The organism is Pseudomonas sp. URMO17WK12:I9 (genome assembly GCF_900230165.1).
GTDB lineage: Bacteria > Pseudomonadota > Gammaproteobacteria > Pseudomonadales > Pseudomonadaceae > Aquipseudomonas > Aquipseudomonas fulva.
In genome coordinates, this window is record NZ_OCMQ01000004.1 from 21,002 (window position 1) to 39,217 (window position 18,216).

Genomic DNA, 18,216 nt, shown 5'->3' on the forward strand with positions numbered 1-18,216 from the left:
CTGCATTGTTTCAGTAGTTCGGCCTTTTGCCTACAGGCGCGCATCACACGTCACGGCGACGCGGGTGCTTGGCTGCGAGTGCGCAACTGGTCCAATGCCTCCAGATTGCTCTTGCGCACGGCCTGGACGAAGCCTGGGTAAGCCACGTCGGTGATGGCAACCAACCCCAGGTGTCCGTTCTCTGCGTCCAGCAAACGGCCGCTGGCAGGCTGATCGAGGTACTGGAACCAATGGGCGCCAACGATCATGGGCTGGGCGAGCGCCGCCTTGAGGAAATTGCCATAGGCAGGCCCGCGGTCTTCCTCACGCGCGACCTCCACCGGCCCCGGCCAGAAAGGCCCGCGATCGCGCGAGCCGAACTGGAACTCGGACACCAGCACCGGCTTGTCCAGCTCTGCCAGGCGCGCGAAGTCATAGCCATCCTGAGGCTTGAGGGTATAGAAGTTGAAGCTGAGCACATCGCAGAACTCGGCGCAGGCCTTGACCGCTTCGGGTGTACTCACGGCAAACCGACCGCCCAGCAAGAGGTGGTTGGGGGCATGCCACTTGAGCGAGTCGGAGAGGGTCTTGAAATAGGTCTGGGCGAACACCTGCTGGAAATACTGGTAGTCACGCTCGATTTCCGGGTGTTCCGCGCTGGGCAGTGGCGCCTCGAAACCAGGGTCTTCCATCAGCTCCCAGGCCGCCAGTTCGATGCCCCAGGCCTTGGACAAGCCCTCCTGGTTTCGGTACTTGTCACGCAACTGCTTGAGGAAAGCGCGCTTGGCCGGTACGTCGGTGGTCAGGCGCAAGGTGCCGTAGGCCAGCCCATAGCGCGCCTTCGGGTCATCGCCCGGGGCCGCCCAGGCCAGCTCGTTGTCGGCAAAGTAACCGATGAGCCAAGGGTCATCGCGGTGATCGCGGGCGGCGATGGCCACGGCCCGCTCGGTGGCCATGGCAAAGCGTGGGTCGAAGGGATCGGGCATCCGGCCCCACCAATCCATGCCGGTGCTGATGCTCGCGTAATCGCCCACGATGGACAGCGGCAAGGTATAGGGCACGCGCTGCTGCTCGACCAGGGCCGCATCGCTCCAGTTGCCCAGTGTATTGAAGCCCCAGGCCTGCAGCCGGTCGAGCGTATGGCGCTGCCAGCGGGCGCTGTCCAACTTGGCGGGCGGGCAATTGACCGGCTGCGCTGACGCCTGCGGGTCGGCCACCTGGCAAGGGGCTGCGTGGGTGCGTTCGAGATTGGCGGCGTAGAAGTCGAACCAGCGCCCCTTCTTGAAGGCGCGCCCCTGGGACGAGGCATTGCCATCATCGTTGTTGCCCTCGCCATAGAAGGCGGACAAGGGCTCGCCTTGTTGCGGCAGCGCCTTGAACATGGCCTCGCGACCCGCCACATAGGTGCGCCCGCCATCTGCGGCCACGGCATTGACGCCCAGGGAGTAGAACGGGTGGCCCAGCGGCGTGACCAGGTACCAGCGCCCCTCACGTTTTTCGGTGCGAAAGAACCCGGTCGCCTCGAAGGGCGTGCCCGCTGTCACGCCGCCATAGGTATCCAGTGGCTGCTTTTCACGCTCGGCCAGCCACCCCTTGATCTGCTGCTGTTCGCGCCCGGCGCTCGCCTTGAGTTGCTCGTCGCTGGTCACTTTCTCAGGCCACGTGCCGCGCGTGGACTGCCCGTAGGCATCGATGAGTTCGTGGTAGGCCGCTTGCCATGCCTGGTCGTCATCCTGGATGCCCATGCGTTCGATCAGCAGGCTTTGGGCTGCCTTGGGGGCAGGGATGCTCAGGCTGACCGCAGCGACCTGTGCAAGGTCCACCGCGCCCGTGCTGCTGCCGAGCAGCACGCGCTGGCCGCTAAAGCTCCACGGCATGGGCGGGCCCGCACGCAGCCCTTCCTGCAGGGGCGAACGCGCCGTCAACGGCACCATCACCGTTTGCGCAGGCCCTGCCGGCAAGTCGATGCGGCTGATCAATGTACGGCCGTCATTGCCCTGCACCGTCACATCCAAGGTCAGCGCCCAGGCCATCGCGTTCTGCAGACGCAGGGTCAGGTAGCGGCCGGAAGACCAGTCCCAAGTGCCGCTCTGTGGGCTCATGCGCAAGGTCGGACGCTCGGCAGCGTTGAACACCACGCGTCGCAACACCTCGCCCTGAGCGGTCTGCTCGGCGTTGTACTGGGGCATGCCGGCGTCCACGGTTTCGACATTGACCACTGAGGCCGGGCGCACGAAGCTGAACAACGTCTGCTGCCCCGCCAGCAACGGCGGGCTCAACAGCAAAGCGATGACAGCGGGCAAGGTACGGCGAACCATAGGGCGGAGTCTCTCCTTCAGGGCCCTCATGGCCCACGACTGAGGTTGGACAACGTGCCGGCGCAAGCGCTCCGGCCGTCAGGAAATCTCCCGCCGAAATGGCGGCAGCGCATTGAGGATAGCCTTGCCGTAGCGCTGGGTGACCAGGCGCCGGTCCAGCAAGGTGATGACACCGCGGTCCTGCTCGGTGCGCAACAGTCGGCCACACGCCTGGATCAGGCGCAACGAGGCATCGGGTACGGCAATTTCCATGAACGGATTGCCGCCTCGCGCTTCGATCCATTCTGCCAAGGCGGCCTCGACGGGGTCGTCAGGCACGGCGAACGGGATCTTGGCGATGACCACATGCTCGCAATAGGCCCCCGGCAAGTCGACGCCCTCGGCGAAGCTGGCCAGGCCGAAAAGCACGCTGTGCTGGCCGTCGTCGACGCGGGCCTTGTGCTTGTTCAGGGTTTCCTGCTTGGACAGGTTGCCCTGGATCAGCACCAGCTTGCGCCAGTCCCGGTCCAGGCCATCGAACACATCCTGCATCTGCTTGCGTGACGAGAACAACACCAGCGCACCACGGGCATCCTCGACGATGCCCGGCAGCTCGCGGATGATAGCCGCGGTGTGGCCAGCGGCGTCACGGGGGTCAGCCTTGAGGTCCGGTACCCGCAGCAGGCCTGCATCACCGTGCACGAACGGGCTGGGCACCACGCAGGAAACTGCATCGCGGGGCAATCCCGAGCGCATGCGAAAGCGGTCGAACTTGCCCAGCGCGGTCAGGGTCGCCGAGGTGACCAAGGCGCCGTGTGCCACGTTCCACAAGCTGCGCCGCAGCATCTCGGCCGCCAAAATGGGGCTGGCATTGACCTCGATATCGAACAGGGCCCCGCTCTCGGCCAAGGTAAGCCAGCGGGCCATGGGCGGGCTGTCCTCGGGGTCTTCGGCGGTGAACGCCGTCCACAACTCCCAGTTGCCCTGGGCACGGGTCTGCAGGCTACCGAACAGCGGGTACCACTCCTCGGCCTGGTGGCTGGCGATGCCAATGCTGACCTCGCCGCCCATGCCTTCCTTGAGCAGGTCGGTCAGGCGGGTGAACACATCGTTCAGGCGGGCGAAGCCTTTTTTCAGCTCGACGCCAACCTCGCGGATTTCATCGGGCACCACGCCACCTGGAAAACGATAGCGAGGGCGTTCTCGGCCTTCGTTGTCCTCTCCTGGACGAAAATCGGCCACCTGCTCGCACAGCGTGAACATGAACTGCTGCTGGGTGCGGATTTCGCGGGCAAGCTCAGGGACCTGTTCGATCAGCTTGCCCAGGTCACCCGGCAGGGGGTGCTGGGCCAGCAGCTTGGTCAGGTTCTTGGCGGTCTGCTCGAGCCAGTCGGCCGTCGAACGCAGCCGTGAATAATGAGCGAAGTGGCCGATGGCCTTGTCTGGCAGGTGATGCCCTTCGTCGAACACGTACATGGTGTCGCGGGGGGCCGGGAGCACCGCACCGCCGCCCAGCGCCAGGTCGGCCAGCACCATGTCGTGGTTGGTGACGATCACGTCTACCTTGCCCATGCCTTCACGGGCCTTGTAGAACACGCACTGCTGGAAGTTGGGGCAGTGGCGGCCGGTGCACTGGCTGTGGTCGGTGGTCAGCCGTGCCCAGTCCTCGTCTTCGAGGCTCTCTGGCCAACTGTCGCGATCACCGTCCCAGCGGTTGCCGGCCAGCTTTTCGATCATGCTGTTGAACAGCTTCAGGCTGCGCTCGTCCACGTCGATGCGAAAGCCTTCTTCCTCCAGCAGCTGCGCCTGGGACGTCTGGGCATGACCTTCCTGGACCAGGATGTCGAGCTTGGACAGGCACAGGTAGCGGCCCCGTCCCTTGGCCAGGGCAAAGCTGAAATTCAGCCCGCTGTTGCGCATCAGGTCAGGCAGGTCCTTGAAGACGATCTGCTCCTGCAGCGCCACGGTCGCGGTGGCGATGACCAGGCGCTTGCCTGCCGCCTTGGCCGCCGGAATGGCCGCCAGGCTGTAGGCGACCGTCTTGCCGGTACCGGTGCCCGCCTCCACCGCCACGACGGCGGGCTCGCCGGCACGGCGGCCTTCGTCGTCGCAGGGAATATCCCCGAGGACCTTGGCCACCTCGGCGATCATCAGGCGCTGGCCGTAACGCGGCTTGAGGCTCTTGGCTTCGAGAAATCGCGTGTAGGCGCCCTGGATGGTGGCTTTGAGTTCAGTGCTGATCATGGTGTGCAGGCGCCCGAAGGGCTGGATATATTTTCAGTATCGCGCATAGGGCGGCTATCATACCCCGCTCACGCTGTTTATGCCGCATGGAGATCCGGATGACTGCCTTTGCCCTGCCCTACACCCTGCACGTTCTGGCCGCCCTGGTGTGGGTGGGTGGCATGTTCTTCGCCTGGATGGTGCTGCGCCCGGCAACGGTTGCAGCGCTGGACGGGCCTGCCAGGCTGCGGTTGTGGGTGGAAGTTTTCCGACGCTTCTTCGGCTGGGTCTGGGTGGCCGTGGCGATTCTGGCGATAAGCGGCGTGGGCATGATTCACCTGCGCTTCAATGGCTTCGAAACCGCGCCGCGGTATGTCCAGGTGATGATCGGGGGCGGTATCGTCATGTTCGCCCTGTTCATGCGCATCCAGGCGTTGCTGCTGCCAGAAATGAAAACGGCGGTCCAGGCCGAGGACTGGCCAGGCGCGGCGGCCGTGCTGGGGCGCATCCGCCGGATGGTGGGGGTGAACCTGCTGCTGGGCCTGGCCGTGGTCGCCGTGGCCAGTGCCCGCCTGATGTTCTGAGCGTACCCGCAGCGATCAGAGTCGCTGCAGGATCAGCTCGCCGGCAGCCCCGGCAAGGCCTGGCTGACCGGGTTGCCCGGCGCGGCCACTGTTGCCCGGCGAGGTGCGGTAGACCAGGCAACCCTTGCTCGCACCGCCCTTGCCCGCCTGGCCTGCTGCCCCAGGCTTGCCCGGCGCGCCACCGTCCAGGCGCACCCTGATGCGCTCGGCAGGGAAGGCCTCGGGCACGCTCAGGCGAATTCGACCACCCGGTGCTCCGTCGTGGCCATTGCCGCCATCATCCCCGTTGAAGCCGCGGCTGGCACGGCCCCAGGTGCAGCCACCGGCCTGGCCGTTGGCACCATCGAGCCCGGCGAACCCTGGCGCACCCGCGCCGCCGCGGGCGTCGATGGACAGTTGTTCGCCCTGCACCTGGGCAAGCTTGAGGTCGAGCCCGCGCCCTGAACGCGCGGCACGTTCATAAGTCCCAGGCGCGCCCGGCGCACTGAACTCACTGCCTTCACCCAGGCTGGCACTGGCCGCTTCGATCAGGAGCGGGGTATCGGCCGGCGCCACGGCGATACGCGCATCACGGCCCAGCTCCAGCCGATCGACCGTCAGCGAGGCGAGCGTGGCGGGAAGCAGCAAGGTGGCATCGTCCGCCACCCTGAGCTGCTCCAGATGCACCTCGGCCGACTTGGTCGGCAAGCGCAGCATGGAATTGGCGGGTACTTCGAGGTTCTGTGCCTGCGCAAGCGGCGCAGCCAACAGGGCGAACAACATCAGATTACGCATTTCGTGGCGCCTCTTGCGCGCGGGGGATGGACATGATGTGGAAAATGCCCGTCAACAGGATCTGCAAACGGTCGAACCAGCGATGGCTACGGCCGCGCAGACTGGCATTGAAAAACAGCATTTCGAGCAAATGCAGCAGCACCAGCAACAGGCCCGTGGCGTTGATCAACAGGTTCAGCGGCACAGGTTGCGGCACCATCTGGTTGTACAGCACTACACCCCAGAAGACTATGGTCAGGAGCTTGCCCAGGCTCAAGATGAATTTCATGCTCTGCCCCACCGTATGGCGTACTGCCGGGATGGCCAACGCGACCATTTCACATTAACCGCTCGGTCGGGACTCACGCCAGCGCACACTGCGCTTGGCAATGTATGGGCACCGGCCATTACCGTCTATGGCGTTTGCAAAGCGCCCGCGCCGATACGCTGGGCGGGCGCTGCTGCTTCAGCGCTGGATCTTGATCTCCGTACGACGGTTCATGGCACGCCCCTCGGCGGTGGCGTTGTCAGCCACAGGTTGGGATTCGCCAGCCCCGACCACGGACACGAAGCTGTTGCGCGGGATGCCGCTTTCGACCAGATAGTCGGTGACCGAGTGGGCACGGCGCTCGGAAAGTTTCTGGTTGTAGCTGTCGGCACCCACGCTGTCGGTGTGGCCGCTCACGCTCAGGCGGGCCGACGGCGCTTCCTGCTTCAGGCGCGTAGCGATGGTATTGAGGCGCTGCTTGTCGGCGGCGGTCAGCCGTGCAGAGTCGAATTCGAAATGCACATCGCGGATGACGATCACCTCTTCTTTCTCGACCACCACTTGCTCGACGACCACGGCCTCGACCTGCGGTGCAGGCGGCGGGCAACCGTTGGCATCGACCTGGACGCCGCGCGGCGTCCCTGGGCACTTGTCACGGCTGTCGGGTACGCCATCGCCGTCTTCGTCGCCATCACCATGGGCCCAGCAATACCCCGCTGCAAGGCCGCCCCCGAGCAGTGCGCCCCAACCTGCCCAGCTCGAGCTTTCGATCGCGCCCAGCGCTGCGCCGCCCACACCGCCGACCGCCGCACACTTGGGCCAGTCGGTTTTTTGCAAACCCGCGCAACCAGTCAACACACTGGTGAGCAGAACCAGAGGTACAGCTGTGCGTACTATGCTCATCTCATCGCCTCTTTTGGGGGGATCGGCATCGTGGCCGATCAGGGCAGTAAAGACGCTGCTTGCACAGCCTGCCAGCCATTTGCCATGACCGGATGCCACGGCCCTATGCCGACAGGCTCTGGCCCGATAGTCTTGGCTGATCTTGATGAGGACTGGCAATGACCGACGGTTTTTCCCAACGCACACCGCAGCAGGCGCTTGCCGCCTTGCTCGAGCGCGTGTCCCCGCAACGCCTGTTGCTGGTGGGCACGCGGTTCCCGGCACTTGACGCCTTCCTGCAGGCCCACCCACAAGCGAGCCTGGCGTGCGCGCCGCCGGGCCCGCTGCCGGCTGAACTGGCAGCCCAGCGCTTTGACCTGGCGCTTCTGGTCGATTGCCTGGAACACCTGCCCAAGCGCAACGGGTTGGAACTGCTGGGTGGCATTCGCAATCTCAACGCCAGTCGAGTCGCAGTGCTGGCCGACCTGGCCGCCTGCGGCTGGCAAGACACGGACTTCTTCGCCCTGGCCCTGTCGGCCAGTGAGAAGTTTCAACGCGACCAGCAGGTGCTGAGCCTGTTCACCTATGATCTACATGACTACAAGCAGGTCCCTGACTGGCTGAATGCGCGGTTCTGGGCCAACCCTGAAAACTTCGGCAAATACTGGTGGTGATGATGAGTGTTTCGGTCTGTCCATGCGGCAGTGGCAACTTGCTCGACGCCTGCTGCGGGCATTACCACGCCGGCACGCCTGCACCGGACGCCCAAGCCCTGATGCGCTCACGCTACAGCGCCTATGTGCTGGGGCTGGTCGATTACCTGGTGGCGACCACCTTGCCAGCCCAACAGGCCGGCCTCGATCGCGCCGCCATGGCCGCCTGGAGTGCCCAGAGCACCTGGCTGGGCCTGGAAGTGGAAGACGCCGAGCTGATCGGTGGCCAGCCTGAACACGGCTTCGTCACCTTCACTGCCCGCTGGCACGACCAGGACGGTGATCACCAGCACCGCGAGCGCTCAGCCTTCGTGCAGCACGATGGCCGCTGGTACTTCATCGACCCCACCGTTGGCCTGAACGCCACGCGCAACGATCCCTGCCCTTGCCAAAGCGGGCAGAAATTCAAGAAATGCTGCGCCAGCTATGTGGGTGGCTGAGCATGATGACCCGCCTGCGTGTCCTGCTGCCTGCCTTGTTGGTGATGCTCCTGGCCGGCTGCGTCAGCTGGGGTGGTGAGCCATGGCGGCAACCGGAGATCCACCTGGTCAGGGTGGAAACGGTCAAGGCCCGCCTGCTGCAACAGGAATTCGTGCTCCACGTGCGGGTGGAAAACCCCAACGACAGCCGCCTGTTCATCCGCAACCTGTCCTATGCCCTGCGGTTGAACGATGTGCTGCTGGCAGAAGACGAAGCCAGCCTGTGGCGCAGTGTTGGCGGGCACGACCAGCGCACCTTCAAGATCACCGCCCGAACCAACCTGTGGCAGCGCCTCAAGCCCTTGGCCAAGATGCTCAAGAGTCACCAGCCTTTGAAGTACACGCTCAAGGCCGAACTGGGCACCGGCCTGTTGATCCATCGGAACCTGCACTTGTTGCGCGGTGGTGAGATAATGCCCGGCGATCATTACCTGGAGTAACCCTGCAATGTCCCAACAGCCTCACGTTCACGGCCCTGACTGCGACCACGACCACGATCATCACCATGATCACGGCCACGGCCACGTCCACGGGCCGCACTGCAACCACGGTCACCAGGAGCCGGTGCGCAACGCCCTCAAGGATGTTGGCCGCAACGACCCGTGCCCCTGCGGCAGCGAAAAGAAATTCAAGAAGTGCCACGGCGCCTGATAGCCGCCCCGCCGTTTGACAGCACTGCGCCTGTCCGTTAGCGCGGGCGCGGTGCGGTCTGCAGCCCGGGCGCCGAGGTGCCTGGCTTGGCTGGCAACCGAAGCGCGGTGGCCAGCAACAGCCCCAGGCACAGCACCATGCATAGACCGTTGGTGCCCGTCCAGCCTGCGGTGTCCAGCAACAAGGATGGCGTAAAGGCGCCGAGGGTGGCACACACGGCGATGGCCAGGTCATTCTTGCCCTGCAGGCGCATCGCCCCCGGGCTATCTTGCAATGCCTGCGCCAGCAGCGCCCCCCCGCCCACGTAGGTCAGGTTCCAGCCCAGGCCCAGGGCTATCAGTGCCGCCGTCATCACGGCATAACTGCTAGACCCCATGTTCAAGGCCGTGCTCACCACGAACAGGCCCAACCCGCCACAGATCGTCACCTTGATGCCCAACCGTTGAATGATGCTGCCAGTGAAGAACGAAGGCGCAAACATCGCCACGACATGCCACTGGATGGCCATGCGCACGTCGGAGAAGTCCTGGTGCATACCTTTCATGTGCAGCGAAGCCTGGATCATCAACAGGTTCATGATGCCGTACCCCAGCGCTGCCACGCTCATCGCCATCACCAGCACCCTGCGTGACGCAAGCTGCCCTACCTCGCACGCTCGCAGGTCCTGCTGCGGGCGATTGACCGGTTTCTCTTTAGGCAAGCAAAGGGCTATCAACCACGACACGAGCGCCAGGCCGACAAAGGCGGCGTAGCACAGCGAGAACAGCGGATACCCACCCACATCCCTGAGCCAACCGGTCAAGGCCGGCCCCACCACTGCCGCGATCACTCCGCCTGCCACCACCAGTGAGAGCGCCCGCGCTTTGAGGTGTTGCGTCAGGTTGTCGGTAGCGGCAAACCGGTTGAAGTTGGCGAACGCGATATACACCCCCAATGCGCAGTGGCTGAGTATCAGGGCAACAAAGTGCTGGTGCTGCACGGCCAGGAACCCGCTGACGCCGGACAGGGCCAAGGGTAGAGCACCCAGCATGAACGCGCGCCGACGACCGATGCGCCCCATCAGCCACGACACCGGGTAGGTCGCCAGCATCACGCAGAGAAACTGAAACCCGTAGGGCACCGTTGACCACGCAGGATCGGGCGCCAGAGCAGCACCGACCAGGGCCGCCATGGTCACGGACATCACAGCCGTGGTGAGGTTGACCGACTGCGCAATGAAATACAGGTAGATGCGTGCTGGCAGGGTTTCGGTCATGGCGTGCTCGCTGATGATGCAGGAATGGAATGCGCCGAAGCTTCTCACTGATCGGCCGAGCACGGGCGAACAGTCGACGCGGTTTCCAGCTAACTGTTAGGCTGTTTTTTCTAACACTGGCGGACCCGTCGATGCGTGCTGACACTCTGCTTCATCAACTCCGGCAGCGTCTGGCTGCCAGCGAATGGCTGCCAGGGCAACGCATGCCGTCGATTCGCAAGCTCACGGCCAGCATGGGTGCGACCTACCACGAGGTCGTGTCCAGCTATGGGCGCCTGGTCAGCGAAGGGCTGTTGACGGCCGTGCCAGGGCGTGGCTATTTCGTGGCCGGCACCGCTCGGCCGCCAGCCAGAGACGAGGCACCTGGGCATATGGCCGGGGACGCGCTGTTCAAACTGCTGCAAGGCGGCCAGCACTACACCAAGCTCGGCTGCGGTTGGCTGCCCCCTGCCTGGCGCGACACCGAGCTGCTGGCCAAGGCTGTGCGTCGCACGGCGCGCCTGGAACAAAGCTCGCTGGCCGATTACGGCGACATCCAGGGTTACCTGCCCATGCGCAAGCAGCTGTGCGTGCACCTGCGGCGCATGACCCAGATCGATGTAGGTCCACAGCAATTACTCAGCACATTGGGCGCCACCCAGGCCCTGGACCTGGTGGCCCGTCTGCTGATCGCCCCTGGCGACCACGTGTTCGTCGACGAGCCCTGCAACGGTAACCTGATCAAGCTGATCCAGCTGGCCGGCGGGCACGTGATCGGCATCCGTCGGCTGCAAGACGGCCCGGACCTTGAGGACATGCAGCGGCACCTGGTCCAGCACAAGGTCAAGGCATTCTTCTGCAACAGCACATTCCACAACCCCACCGGCAGCAACGTCAGCCCGCACAACGCCTTCGGCGTGCTGAGACTGGCGATCGAACACGGCTTCTACATCGTCGAAGACGATGTCTATGGCGACTTCAGCCCGGGTGTACGCCAGACCTTCGCCGGCTTGGACAACCTGCAGCAGGTCATCTATATCGGCAGTTTCTCCAAATGCCTGTCCGCCTCGCTACGCGTGGGCTACATCGCTTGCCCGGCTGCACTGGTCGAACCGCTCATGCGCCTGAAACTGCTCACCTGCGTGGCGGTGCCTGCGTTCTGCGAGCGCTTCGTCAACACCATCCTCACCGACGGCACCTACGCCAGGCACATGAGCGATCTGCAGCAACGCCTGATTCGACAGCAGGTTCAGACCCAGCGCACGCTGACAGACCGCGGTTGGCGCTTCGATATCACGCCCCAAGGCGGCATGTTTCTGTGGGTCCATCACCCCGATATCGCCGACCTGCATCCGTTCGTGCGCCAACTCGAACAGCACGATGTGCTGCTCATGCCTGGCGAATCCTTTGCGATCACACGTAACTATGTGCAGTACACCCGCATCAACTGCACGCACTTTTCCGACGCCATGGCTGAGCATTTCGAGGTTTGACCCACTGCAAGGCGCGCTTGGGTACCCCAGCGTCATGGCCACGGATTGGCAAATTGCCGACAGAGTCCTGCCACTCATCCACCGCTGGGGCAGTGTGCCGAAATAAAGCCGGGGCAGGCCTTGCACCCAGGCGGCCTGCTCACTACCTTAGCGCCTTTCCATACCCGCTACGCCTTGCAGGAGCCTTGCCATGGCCGCCCCCGCCCTTTTCTTTTTCCGCCCGCGCGCTGCAACGGCTGCCCTGCTGCTCGGTTCACTTGGCCTGGCCGGTTGCCAGACCACCGCCCAACAGGACAGCCTGCCGCCGTCCAGCGGCGTGCAGCCGCTCAAGGGCCTGGCCCAGAACGTGTCGGTCAGGCGCAATGCCATGGGCGCTCCGCTGATCGAGAGCAGCTCGTTCCATGACGCGCTCTTCACCTTGGGGTACGTGCATGCCGGGGACCGGATCGAGCAGATGGTCGCCATGCGGTTGCTCGCCCAAGGGCGCATGGCTGAAGTGGCCGGCCGTGATGCAGTGGATATCGACCGCTTGATGCGGGCGGCCAACCTCAAGCAAAGCGCGGCGCAGCTGTACGCCGACGCATCGCCACGGCTCAAGCGCTTCTTCGACGTCTATGCGCGCGGGGTCAACGCCTACCTGTTCCGCTACCGCGACAAGCTGCCAGCGGACCTGGCCAACAGCGGCTACCGCCCCGAGTACTGGAAGCCCGAAGACTGCGCGCTGATGTTTTCGCTGTATGCCTTCAGTCAGTCGGTCAACCTGCAAGAAGAGATCAGTGCATTGACCCTGGCGCAGAAAGTCGGCAGCGACAAGCTGGCCTGGCTGCTACCCGGTGCTGCCGACGAACCGCTTCCCGAAGGCGAAGCAGCCAAGCTCAAGGGCCTGGACCTTGCCAGTCAGTTGCCGGGGTTGTCTGCCCTGGCAGCTGCCAGTCAAAAACTGGGCGACCTTGATCTGCTGGGCAGTCCCGGTTCGGCCAACCTGGCCATCGGCCCGCAACGCAGCCGCAGCGGCAAGAGCCTGCTGGCCAGCGACAGCCGTGCAGCCTGGGCGCTGAGCCCGGTGCAGATCCACTCCAGCAAGTACCAAGTGGCCGGCCTGTCGCTGCCGGGCCTGCCGATCGTGCTGGCTGGCTACAACGGCCAGCTGGCCTGGACCAGCAGCGCGGTGATGGCCGACAACCAGGACCTGTTCCTGGAAAAACTGCGCCACCAGGGCAATCAGGTCAGTTACCTGGCGGACGGCAAATGGGTTGCAGCCAGGGCGCACACCGAGACCTTCCTGGTGCGCGGCGAGCGCCCAGTGCGCGAAGTGATGCACGACACCCGCCATGGCACGCTACTTGGCCAGTCGGGCAATGCCAGCCTGGGCCTTGCACTGAACCTGCCGCAGTTCAAGGGCGATCGCAGCCTTGATGCACTGTTCGACCTGACCCGCGCCAAGACCGTGGAGCGCGCATTCGACAGCACCCGTGATGTCACGGCTGCGGCGCTGAACTTCGTCTTCGCCGAAGCATCGCACATTGGCTGGCAGGTGAGCGGGCGCTACCCCAATCGCCGAGAAGGCCAAGGCCTGTTGCCTTCGCCGGGGTGGGACGGGCGCTATGACTGGGATGGCTATGCCGACCCCATGCTGCACCCATACGATCAGGACCCGACCGCTGGCTGGATCGGCCACGCCAACCAGCGCAGCCTGCCGCGCGGCTACGGCATGCAGCTGTCGAGCAGTTGGTACTACCCGGAGCGTGCCGAGCGCCTGGGCCAGCTCGCCGGCAGTGGCCGCCTTGATAGCCGCAGCCTGATGGCGCTGCAGAACGACCAGGTCACCTTGTTGGCCGGCAAGCTCAAGCAGATGTTCGAAGCGCCAGGCATGGCAGGCCCGCTGCAGCAGGCCATCAATGCCTTGCCCGCCGATCAGCGCGAAAAGGCCCGTACGGCGCTGGCTAGGCTCAAGGCATTCGATGGTCGCTTGAGCCCAGTGTCGGCAGATGCTGCGCTGTACGCCCTGTTCCTCCAGGCTGTCGCCCGTCAGACATTCCTCGATGACTTGGGACCGGAAGCGGGAGCGGCCTGGCAGGCATTGGTCAGCAATGCACGCTTGTCGTTCTCGGCACAGGCCGATCACCTGCTGGGCCGGGATGACAGCCCGTTCTGGGACGACCGCAGTACGCCACAGAAGGAAGACAAACCCGCCATCCTGGCCCGCAGCCTGGTCGCGGCAATGGACACGGGCATCGCCCAACTGGGCACCGACCGCAGCGCCTGGCAATGGGGCAAACTGCACCAATACCAATGGCCTGCACCGGCCTACCATGGGCTGGGTGATGCCATCAGCCGCCCTGCGCAGCCTGCAGGCGGCGACTTCAGCACGCTTGCCTTCACCCCCTACGCCTGGGGAAGCGACTTCGTCACCCGCCTGCCGGCATCGGCGCGGCTGATCGTGGACTTCAGCCAGGCTGAACCCCTCCAGGTGCTGACCAGCAGCGGCCAGTCCGGCAATCCGGCCAGCCCACATTACGGGGATGGCCTTGAGGCCTGGTTCAAGGGCCGCTTCGCTGTCATGCCCCTTGCGCCTCAGCACTTCGCGCGTGCCTATGGCACCCAGCGCCTGACCCTGGTACCGGGCAAGTAGAAACGGCCGGCGGCGTGCAGCGCTTGCGGCGGTCAAGGGGTGAAGAAACCACCGGTCGAACTTCCCCTGGCCGCTGCGGCTCCTAACTGGTAACTCCCTACCAGTGCGTGTGCCATGGACCTCGTCATCGCTCGACCCGAAGGCCTGTACTGCCCGCCCGGCGATTTCTACATCGATCCCTGGCGGCCGGTAGACCGCGCCGTGATCACCCATGGCCACGGTGACCACTCGCGTTCCGGCAATCGCCACTACCTCACCGCAGACCCGGGCGCCGGCATCCTGCGCAGCCGCCTGGGCATGGACATCAATTTGCAGACCCTGCCCTACGGCGAGCGCCTGTTGCACCACGGCGTGACCTTGAGCCTGCACCCTGCCGGGCATGTGCTGGGGTCGGCGCAGGTGCGCCTCGAGTATCAAGGCGAGGTGTGGGTGGCGTCGGGCGACTACAAGGTCGAGCCCGACGGCACCTGCGCGCCGTTCGAGCCCGTACGCTGCCATACCTTCATCACCGAATCGACGTTTGGCCTGCCCATCTACCGTTGGCCGACCCAGGCGGATGTGTTCGCCGGGATCAACGCCTGGTGGCGGGCCAACAGCGAACAGGGCAAGGCCAGCGTGCTGTTCTGCTACGCCTTCGGCAAGGCGCAGCGCATCCTGCATGGCCTGGACCCCAGCATCGGCTCGATTCTGGTGCACGGCGCCGTCGAGCCGCTGAACAGGGTGTATCGCGAAGCGGGCGTGTATTTACCTGAAACCCGCTATGCCGGCGATATTGCACGCAACGACCCGCTATTGCGCACCGCCCTGGTGATGGCCCCGCCGTCCGCTGGCGGCAGCAGCTGGATGCGACGCTTCGGCGATTACAGCGACGCGTTCGCCAGTGGCTGGATGCTGCTGCGCGGCACCCGGCGCAGACGCGGTGTGGACCGGGGCTTCGTGCTCTCGGACCACGCCGATTGGCCTGGGCTGCTGTGGGCCATCGGCCAGACCGGCGCCGAACGGGTCATGGTCACCCATGGATCGGTGGGCGTGCTGGTGCGCTACCTGAATGAACAGGGGCTCGACGCCCGCGCATTCGTTACCGAATACGGTGAGGAAGATGACGCTACAGCTGGGGAGACGGGCGCATGAAAGCCTTCGCCGAACTGTACCTGCGCCTCGATGGCACCACCTCCAGCAATGCCAAGCTCCAGGCCCTGCGTGAATACTTCGCCAGCGCACCGGCCCAGGACGCCGCCTGGGCGGTGTATTTCCTGGCGGGCGGGCGGCCGCGTCAATTGGTACCCACTCGGGTACTGCGCGAACTGGCCGGCGCGATGGCAGGGCTGCCGGACTGGCTGTTCGAGGAAAGCTACCAGGCGGTAGGCGACCTGGCCGAGACCATTTCGCTGCTGCTGCCCGACACCCAGGAGGGCGATGACGAAGGCCTGGCGCACTGGGTCGAAAGCTACCTGCTGCCGTTGCGCGGCCTGCCCCCGGAAGAGCTCCAGCAACGTCTGCCACCTTTGTGGGCACGGCTGGATCGCCCCAGCCTGATGCTGTGCCTGAAGCTGATCACCGGCAGTTTCCGCGTCGGCGTATCGAAGCTGCTGGTCACGCGTGCCCTGGCCCAGTTGGCGGAGCTGGATGCCAAGCGGATAGCCCAGCGGCTGGTCGGGTATACCGACATCAGCCACCGGCCAACCGCCGAGCGCTACCTTCAACTGATCGCGCCCGAATCTGCCGACGAGCATAGCCAGCGTGGTGGGCAGCCGTATCCGTTCTTTCTCGCGCACCCACTGCAAGCCCCGGTCGAACAGTTCGATACGCTGCTCGGGCCGCCCAGCGCTTGGCAAATCGAATGGAAGTGGGATGGCATCCGGGCACAGGTGGTCAAGCGCGACGGGCAGTTGTGGGTCTGGTCGCGCGGCGAGGAGCTGGTCACCGAACGTTTTCCCGAGTTGCAGAGCCTGGCCCAGACCCTGCCCGATGGCGTGGTGCTCGATGGCGAGATCCTGGTCTGGAAAGCGAGCGATGCCAAGGCAGAGGCGTCCGTGCAGCCCTTTGCCCTGCTGCAGCAGCGCCTGGGTCGCAAGACCTTGGGCAAGAAATTGCTGAGCGATGCCCCGGTGGTGTTGCAGGCCTATGACTTGCTGGAGTGGCAAGGCGAGGACTGGCGCAGTCGCCCGCAGCATGAACGGCGCGCGCAGCTCGAGCGCGTGCTTGAGGCCTCCCCACTGGCACCTGTATTGCTCTCCCCACTGCTCGAAGGGCCCGATTGGGCGGACCTTGCCCGGCAGCGGGAGCAGTCACGCAGCCTGGGCGTGGAAGGCATGATGCTCAAGCAGCGCGAGGCCCTGTATAGCGTTGGCCGCACCAAGGACATGGGCACCTGGTGGAAGTGGAAGATCGACCCGTTCAGCGTCGATGCCGTGCTGATCTACGCCCAGCGGGGTCACGGACGGCGCGCCAGCTTGTACAGCGACTACACCTTCGCGGTCTGGGACAGCCCTGCCGGCACCCCGGACCGCACGCTGATCCCCTTCGCCAAGGCCTATTCCGGCCTGACCGACGAGGAGATGCGCAAGGTCGATGCCATCGTGCGCAAGACCACCCAGGAAACCTTCGGCCCAGTGCGCAGCGTCACGCCTACGCTGGTGTTCGAGCTGGGCTTTGAAGGCATCGCCCTGTCCAAGCGCCACAAGAGCGGCATTGCCGTGCGCTTTCCGCGCATGTTGCGCTGGCGTCTGGACAAGCCTGTCGAGGAGGCTGACGACTTGGCGACCTTGCAGGCCTTGCTGGCCTGATCGGGATCGCAGGTGGCGGCGAGGGGCTGGCGTGAGGCGCTGGCGGCGAAACTGTGCTTTCATCTGAAGGCTCAACCCGTGCCCCAGACCGTACAGCCCCGTATTCAGGACCATCATGCACCACTCGACCCACGACATTCTTTCCCCTGTTCCTGGGGTAACCCGCCAACTGCACAGTTTTCACTTCGGGCCACGCAGTGGTCGCAAGGTGTACATCCAGGCCTCGCTGCATGCCGACGAATTGCCCGGCATGCTGGTGGCCTGGCACCTCAAGCGCCAGTTGCTGGAATTGGACCAGCAAGGCCACCTGCAGTGCGAGGTTATCCTGGTGCCGGTCGCCAACCCAGTGGGCCTTGAGCAGGTGCTGCTCGACGCCCCGCTGGGCCGGTTCGAGTTGCAAAGTGGCGAGAACTTCAACCGCAATTTCGTCGACCTGTCAGACACCATCGGTGATCAGGTCGAGGCCCACCTGACCCAGGACCCGCTCCACAACCAGGCACTGATCCGCGAATACCTGCGCCGCGGCCTGGATGCCCATCCGGCACGTACCCCCCTGCAAGCGCAGCGCCTGATCCTGCAGCGCCTGGCGTGCGATGCCGACCTGGTTCTGGACCTGCACTGCGACTTCGAGGCCGTCGAACACCTCTACACCACTCCAGACGCCTGGCCGCAGTTCGAGCCCTTGGCCCGTTACCTGGGTGTCCAGGCCAGCCTATTGGCGACTGATTCGGGCGGGCAGTCATTTGACGAGTGCTTCAGCCTGCTGTGGTGGCAACTGCAACAGCGCTTTGGCAAACGCTTCCCCATCCCGGCAGGCACGTGTTCGGTCACCCTCGAACTGCGCGGTCAGGCTGATGTGAGCCATGACCTGGCGCGTCAGGACTGCCAGGCCATTCTCGACTTCCTGACCCATGCTGGCGTTATCCAGGGCAATGCCCCTGCCCTGCCGCCCTTGCGCTGGCCAGCCACGCCACTGGCTGCTGTGGAGCCGATCACGGCTGCGGCGGGCGGGTTGCTGGTGTACCACGCCAAGCCAGGGCAGTACCTGGAGGCAGGTCAACTGATTGCCGAGGTCATCGACCCGCTCAGTGATCGCGTCATGCCCCTGCGCAACAGCCAGCCTGGACTGCTGTATGCGCGCAGTGTGCGGCGCATGGCCACGGCAGGCATGGTGATCGCCCATGTGGCCGGCGAGCAGGTGTGCCGCAGCGGCAATCTGCTGGCCAACTGACAAGTAAACCA

Annotated in this window: 16 protein-coding genes; 10 read left to right on the forward strand and 6 right to left on the reverse strand. The window is 64.8% G+C overall.

Annotation, left to right across the window (positions count from 1 at the left end):
• Positions 1-50: 50 nt before the first annotated feature.
• Together CRP40_RS10320 and dinG are read right to left on the reverse strand one after the other, a co-directional pair.
• Positions 51-2,297: a beta-galactosidase gene (locus CRP40_RS10320; RefSeq protein WP_027915323.1), complete on the reverse strand. Its 2,247-nt coding sequence runs from the start codon at positions 2,295-2,297 to the stop codon at positions 51-53.
• A gap of 78 nt (positions 2,298-2,375) precedes the next feature.
• The gene (gene dinG / locus CRP40_RS10325) at positions 2,376-4,520 is read right to left on the reverse strand and encodes an ATP-dependent DNA helicase DinG (protein ID WP_027915324.1); all 2,145 of its coding nucleotides are present in this window, start codon (positions 4,518-4,520) and stop codon (positions 2,376-2,378) included.
• 98 nt (positions 4,521-4,618) lie between these two features.
• On the opposite strand from dinG, the gene CRP40_RS10330 reads away from it, so the two are divergent.
• Positions 4,619-5,083, forward strand: coding sequence for a CopD family protein (locus tag CRP40_RS10330; protein ID WP_027915325.1), 465 nt, complete (start codon positions 4,619-4,621; stop codon positions 5,081-5,083).
• A 15-nt stretch (positions 5,084-5,098) separates the two neighbouring features.
• Here CRP40_RS10330 and CRP40_RS10335 read toward each other — a convergent pair whose 3' ends face one another.
• The 3 genes from CRP40_RS10335 to CRP40_RS10345 all read right to left on the reverse strand — a co-directional run bounded on the left by CRP40_RS10335 (position 5,099) and on the right by CRP40_RS10345 (position 7,007).
• A complete protein-coding gene (locus CRP40_RS10335) occupies positions 5,099-5,857 on the reverse strand; it encodes a hypothetical protein (protein WP_027915326.1) in 759 nt (252 codons plus the stop codon).
• Entirely contained in the window at positions 5,850-6,125 is a 276-nt protein-coding gene (locus CRP40_RS10340) for a DUF1145 domain-containing protein (protein WP_027915327.1), read from the reverse strand. Before CRP40_RS10340 ends, CRP40_RS10335 begins: the two co-directional genes overlap by 8 nt.
• 177 nt (positions 6,126-6,302) lie before the next feature.
• The gene (locus tag CRP40_RS10345; protein WP_027915328.1) at positions 6,303-7,007 is read right to left on the reverse strand and encodes an OmpA family protein; all 705 of its coding nucleotides are present in this window, start codon (positions 7,005-7,007) and stop codon (positions 6,303-6,305) included.
• A 158-nt stretch (positions 7,008-7,165) separates the two neighbouring features.
• On the opposite strand from CRP40_RS10345, the gene CRP40_RS10350 reads away from it, so the two are divergent.
• From CRP40_RS10350 to CRP40_RS10365, 4 genes are read left to right on the forward strand one after another with little or no spacing between them, the layout of a single operon-like run.
• Positions 7,166-7,660: a DUF6231 family protein gene (locus CRP40_RS10350; protein WP_027915329.1), complete on the forward strand. Its 495-nt coding sequence runs from the start codon at positions 7,166-7,168 to the stop codon at positions 7,658-7,660.
• A 2-nt stretch (positions 7,661-7,662) separates the two neighbouring features.
• Positions 7,663-8,139, forward strand: coding sequence for a YchJ family protein (locus CRP40_RS10355; RefSeq protein ID WP_027915330.1), 477 nt, complete (start codon positions 7,663-7,665; stop codon positions 8,137-8,139).
• Positions 8,140-8,141: 2 nt separating this feature from the next.
• The gene (locus CRP40_RS10360; protein ID WP_027915331.1) at positions 8,142-8,618 is read left to right on the forward strand and encodes an LEA type 2 family protein; all 477 of its coding nucleotides are present in this window, start codon (positions 8,142-8,144) and stop codon (positions 8,616-8,618) included.
• A gap of 7 nt (positions 8,619-8,625) precedes the next feature.
• Positions 8,626-8,829: an SEC-C metal-binding domain-containing protein gene (locus tag CRP40_RS10365; protein ID WP_027915332.1), complete on the forward strand. Its 204-nt coding sequence runs from the start codon at positions 8,626-8,628 to the stop codon at positions 8,827-8,829.
• A 37-nt stretch (positions 8,830-8,866) separates the two neighbouring features.
• Here CRP40_RS10365 and CRP40_RS10370 read toward each other — a convergent pair whose 3' ends face one another.
• On the reverse strand, positions 8,867-10,084 hold the full coding sequence (locus CRP40_RS10370; protein WP_027915333.1) for an MFS transporter: 1,218 nt from the start codon (positions 10,082-10,084) through the stop codon (positions 8,867-8,869).
• Positions 10,085-10,215: 131 nt separating this feature from the next.
• On the opposite strand from CRP40_RS10370, the gene CRP40_RS10375 reads away from it, so the two are divergent.
• The 5 genes from CRP40_RS10375 to CRP40_RS10395 all read left to right on the forward strand — a co-directional run bounded on the left by CRP40_RS10375 (position 10,216) and on the right by CRP40_RS10395 (position 18,205).
• Entirely contained in the window at positions 10,216-11,556 is a 1,341-nt protein-coding gene (locus tag CRP40_RS10375) for a PLP-dependent aminotransferase family protein (protein WP_027915334.1), read from the forward strand.
• Positions 11,557-11,746: 190 nt separating this feature from the next.
• Positions 11,747-14,188 carry a penicillin acylase family protein gene (locus tag CRP40_RS10380; protein WP_027915335.1) on the forward strand — a complete coding sequence of 814 codons (2,442 nt, stop codon included), beginning with the start codon at positions 11,747-11,749 and terminating at the stop codon, positions 14,186-14,188.
• 114 nt (positions 14,189-14,302) lie between these two features.
• Positions 14,303-15,319, forward strand: a complete 1,017-nt coding sequence (locus tag CRP40_RS10385; protein ID WP_023535285.1) for a ligase-associated DNA damage response exonuclease — start codon at positions 14,303-14,305, stop codon at positions 15,317-15,319.
• Entirely contained in the window at positions 15,316-16,974 is a 1,659-nt protein-coding gene (locus CRP40_RS10390; RefSeq protein WP_027915336.1) for an ATP-dependent DNA ligase, read from the forward strand. The genes CRP40_RS10385 and CRP40_RS10390 overlap by 4 nt, the downstream gene beginning before the upstream one ends.
• 115 nt (positions 16,975-17,089) lie before the next feature.
• Entirely contained in the window at positions 17,090-18,205 is a 1,116-nt protein-coding gene (locus CRP40_RS10395; RefSeq protein WP_027915337.1) for a succinylglutamate desuccinylase/aspartoacylase family protein, read from the forward strand.
• Positions 18,206-18,216 lie beyond the last annotated feature (11 nt).